This is a genomic window from Frankia sp. CcWB3, assembly GCF_977927595.1.
On sequence record NZ_CDWRCK010000287.1, the window covers coordinates 1 to 4828 of the forward strand.

The window sequence follows — 4828 nt, forward strand, 5'->3', positions numbered from 1 at the left end:
GATCTCGCTGACCGAACGTCCCCGCGCCGCGAGGGGATAGACGGTGATGGCCAGCCGGATGAGGTTGTCACCCCGGCGGCTGACGCCCGCGGCTGGGACGGGCCAGACCCGGTCCGTCGGGCCGGTCGCCTCCCAGGCAGCCTTGATCGCGGCGAGTGGGCCGGCGACGTCGCCACGCCGCCAGGCGTCGGCGGCCCGGGCGGCGACGTCGATGACGCCGGGACCGGCCGTGGCGACCGCGACCGCCGCCTCGGGACCCGCGGTCAGGATCCACGGCACGAGTCCCGGTGTCGGCTCGATCCGCTGCAGCAGCGAGATCATCGCCTGCGACCGGGGCCCGGTGATAATGGGCGCCGCCGGCGCCCCGTGCAGCGCGACCACGTCCACGGCGCCCGGATGTGCCTGCTCGACGCCGGCCAGGGCCCGGCGCACCGCGGGTTCCAGGTCGAGCGAGGCGAGTGTCACCAGCACGGCCACGGGTATCCGGGCGAGCAGCCCCCCGAGCGGCGCGAGCACCGGCCGGTCGGCCTCGGGTACCCGGCCGAGACACGCGGCCGCGGCAGCGGCCTCGGTCACCGCTATGCCGTGCTCCAGAGCCAGGCCGACCACGGCGACCGGGTCGTCCGTGGTGGCGGCGACGGCCAGATCCACCTCGTCCGCGCCCGCGGGCAGCAGGTCGGCGACCGCCAGCAACCAGGCCCGGGCGGGCGGGTCCAACGCGCCCAGCGCCGACACCAGGCGCGGCGCCCCGTGCAGCGCGGCGGCCACCCGCACCAGGCGGGCACCGCAGGTCGCGGCGACGGTAGCCGGGTCGAGCGCGACCAGCGACGCGACCTCCGCCGCGAAGGACGCGGACGAACCGGCAACCCGACCAGGCGAACCAGACGAACCAGACGAACCAGACGAACCAGATGGACCGGATGGACCGGATGGACCCGTGGTGGCCGGCCCCGCCGGACCGGTGGTGAGGGGTCCTGTGGGGTCCGGCTCGCCCCGGGCCGCGCGCGCCGCTTCGACGAGCAGCCGGGGCAGCGGCATCGTGCCCCAGTGAGCGGCCAGATAGGGCGCGGAGACACCCTCCAGCGAGGGGGCGCGGACTGCGCCCCGCGGCGCAGGACGCCCTCCGCGATCGCGGTGTCGAGCACGTCGGCCACGTCCTGCCCGGACATCCGGGCGAGCCGGACCAGCCAGTCGCGCGCCGCCCCGATCAGGCTGGCCCTGTTCAGGGTCTCGGCGAGCGGATGGATGCCCCAGCGCCGGGACAGGTACAGCCCGACGACGTCGTCGTCGAACAGGGCCACCGCCCACGCCGACATGCCCGGCCTGCCGAGCAGGTTCTCCTGGAAGGCGGTCTCGATCACCGTCGACGGGTCCGCCGCGACAAGCTCGGCGAACTGCGTGGTCCAGACGATGTCCTCGACGGCGAGGCATCGGACGATCTTCAGCAGGGTGTCGAGCGGCAGGACGCCCCACCGGGATCGCGCGAACGCGACGACGCGCGGATCGACCCACCAGACGGGATCGGGCGGCGGGTCAGCCTGGTGCAGGCCCGCCGTGACGGCCTCGTCGACGAGGCCGCCCGGATTCGCGCCGAGCGCGGCGCCGAAGGAACGCAGCCACTCCAGGTCGCCGTTCACCAGGACCCGGACCGTCGCCATGATGTCCCGCAGCGACCGTTCGTCCCAGCGTGCGGCGACGTAGCCGGCGATCAGCGGCGGCAGCGCCGCGTCCGTCGGCGAGGCCTCGCCGAGGATGCCCTCCGCGACGGCCCGGTCGATCGCGCTGGAGACCGGGACCGCGGCGGCGTCGGCCACCGCGCGCAGCCAGCCGACGCTCGACCGCGTCAGGTCCCGGGCCACGTCGAGCAACGCCACCAACGGCACCGCGGTCCACCGTTCGGTGAGGTAGGAGGCGACGTCCGCCTGGGACCAGTCGGATGGTGACGGTGGCCGCGCCTGGCCGAGCAGGCGCTGGGCAAGTGCCGCGTCGACCACCTCCGACACGGACACCCCGACCGTGACGGCCACCGAGCGGATCCAGAGCAGGTCACCCGCGGCCAGCACCCGCCCGAGCTCGATCAGCTCGGCGAGGCTCGTCGTCTCCCACCGTTCGGCGAGGCACCCGGCGATGTCGGGGTCCCACCGCGACGGCGGCACCGGACCCGGTCCGGCCAGGAGGTTCTCCTCGATCGCCCGGTCCCGCACCTCGTCGGCCGCCAGCCCGCCGGCAGCCGCGAGGGCCGCGCACCAGTCCGGCATCCAGTCCGGCTCAGGGGCGACGACCGGGGTCTCGGCGAACGCGGCCCGCGGGTCCGCGACCGGGGCCGACACGTCCTCGGCGGAGGCGGTCGCGGCGGAGGCGGTCGCGCCCTCCACCACGCCACCGTCCGCGCCGCCATCCGGGCCGCCGTCCGGGCCGCCATCGAGCACGAACCGGCGGACCTCGTCCTCGGTGAGTCCGGGCACCGCCTCGGCGCCGGCCCGCGCGAGCAGCTCGATCCGGTGGACGATGCCGCTGCCGGGCCGCCCACTCACCGGGTTGGTTCCCCCCGCAGCACCTCGGGCGTCACCCGGGCACGTTCCGTGAGTTCCCGGATCAGATCGACGGGCAACAGCGGCGCGCACCGCACCACCGCCGGCGCCGCGCCGGCGACCGCGAGCGAGACAACCGCGTCGCGGTCGAGTCGGGGTGCCCGGGCCAGCACCTGCCCGGTCGCGGCCACCCGTTCGAGGGCCTCGGTCAGCTCGGTCAGACCGACCGCGGTGATCTGCCAGACGTCACCCCAGCAACCGGTGAGGACACCAGTCGCGGGCAGCGTCTCGGCGAGCAGCATCCGGCGGGTCTCCGGCCGGATCCGCTCCCGCATGACCAGCCGCATCACGTCGATGACGATCCGGCGCTCGGCCGGCAGCGGCCGCAGGACCGCCGCGAGCTCGTCGAGCATCTTCGCGCTGTCCCGGGCCGCCAGGACGCTCTGCTGCTCGGCGAGCTCCGCGGTGACCGTGACAATCAGGTCCGGCCGCCCGGCGAACGCCCGACCGATCTCCTGCAGCATCGTCATGATTGCGCTACGCCCACCGCGTTGCGGGCTGCCGGTGTCGGCCGCGAGGGCACTCTCGTCCGGGTTCACCAGCAGGTGCGCGAAGGCCGCGGCGAACAGCCGCCGGGCCGCGCTCTGCCCCGCCGTCGCTCCGATGCGCCTGCGCAGCCCCTGCAACGAGACGTCATCGACCAGCGGCAGGTCCCTCCAGGCGCGCGGAGCGTGGGCCTGGCCGTCCTCGTCGAGCAGCGGCAGCGCGAACTCCACCCGCTGGCCGGCGCTCGCCAGGGCGTTCGGTTCGGTCAGAGCCGCCGGGTCGACACCGAAGGCGATGATCCGGGCCGGATCGGGCACCGCGCCGTCCGGTGCCCGGTGCGCGGACCGCACGCGTCGCAGCGCAACCAGGGTCCGGGCGAGGTCGTCGGGCGGGCAGAGCAGCCAGCCGGAACCGCCGAGCAGGCCAGCCAGCGGGCTGGACAGGTCCGCGGCCTCGAAGGCGGCCACGCCGACCGCCGCCCGCCCGGACTGCAGGCTCGTCGCGAGGCGCACCGGCTCCGGGTTGACCCGGCGCTCGGCCGTCATGACCTCCGTCCCCGCCGGCGCGAACACTCCCCGCAGGCCCTTGGGATCGCCGCGCGGGGTGAGCGTCTCGTCGAAACGGCGCACCGTCACCGGGCGCTGCTCACCGGCCTGCAGGACGGTGGTGAGATCGACGTCGAACCCGGTGCCGGAACGCGGCACGAACACCCGGACGCCGTACCTGAGCTTCATCACGACGAACCGGGGGTCGACCCGGTCGACCGTGCCCAGGTACGTGCCGCCGACCAGGCCCCGCTCGAAGCGGGGGTTGCGGTCGCCGAACCCGCCACGGGCCGCGGCGTCGTGATGGTAGGCGATGATGACGTCGGAGGCGGCGAGACCCTCGGTGATCTTCGTGCGCCGCGCCGCGGCGGCCAGCGTCGTGAGCTCCTCCCGGAGCCGGCCGGGCTGCAGGTCGGCAACCCGGGCGTCGATCCCGCAGCCCCGCAGGTACCGGTCCACCGCCTGCTCGCGCGCCGCCCGCGATCCGCCCGTCACCGCACCGTAGGCGGTCGGCCGGCGGCCGGTGGACAACCACCCGATCAGCCGGGCCAACGCCCGGACCTGCGCTGCCCGCCACTCCTCCAGCGGGGCGTCCGGTGCCGGGATGTCGTCGCCGAGCAGTTCCACCGTGTCCTGGCTACGTTCGGACGCAGGCGGGATCACCCCCCGGGCCGGCGCGTACCCGTGGCGGCCGTACCCGACCAGCCGCAGCGATCCCCGGCAGTGCACGAGATGGTCCGGGCTGAGCTCGATGGGAACGACGCCGAGCTGGGTCGCGGCGTCGTCGAGCAGCGCGCCGAGCGGGGCGAGCATGTCCATGACGTCCGCGGGGGCGGCGAACTCACCGTTCGCGAGCTGCGCGGCCATGCTGTCGTCGCCGCGTTGCCGCTCGAGCGGGTCGGTGAGCGGGCCAGCCGCCCAGCTCGTGATGTAACCCGTGGGCGCCTCGTAACCCGTGGGCGCCCCGTCAGGGCCGTCGACGATGTCGAGCAGCAGGGGGGTCAGCGGGTTGCCGAGCGAGAGCAGCTCCATACCGACCCGTAGCGTCGACGGGCCGCCCGCGCCGGCCGTACGCAGGGCGCCGAAGCCCAGCCCGGCGAGGCTGACCAGGCGTACCCGGCAGTCGGCCCCGGCGCCGCGGATCCGCCGGGGCATCTCCCGCCAGGTCCGGCCGCTGCGGCCCACGACCGCCGGACGCTGGTCCGC

General features: G+C 75.5%; 2 protein-coding genes and 1 pseudogene. All 3 read right to left on the reverse strand.

Annotation, left to right across the window (positions count from 1 at the left end; translation table 11 throughout):
• Positions 1 to 651, reverse strand: a pseudogene (locus ACY5KJ_RS17580) (hypothetical protein); the annotation flags it as partial.
• A complete protein-coding gene (locus tag ACY5KJ_RS17585; protein WP_462203880.1) occupies positions 579 to 2534 on the reverse strand; it encodes a hypothetical protein in 1956 nt (651 codons plus the stop codon). The pseudogene ACY5KJ_RS17580 and the gene ACY5KJ_RS17585, both read right to left, overlap by 73 nt.
• A partial coding sequence (locus ACY5KJ_RS17590; RefSeq protein ID WP_462203881.1) for a hypothetical protein occupies positions 2531 to 4828 on the reverse strand: 2298 nt, incomplete at its 5' end. The genes ACY5KJ_RS17585 and ACY5KJ_RS17590, both read right to left, overlap by 4 nt.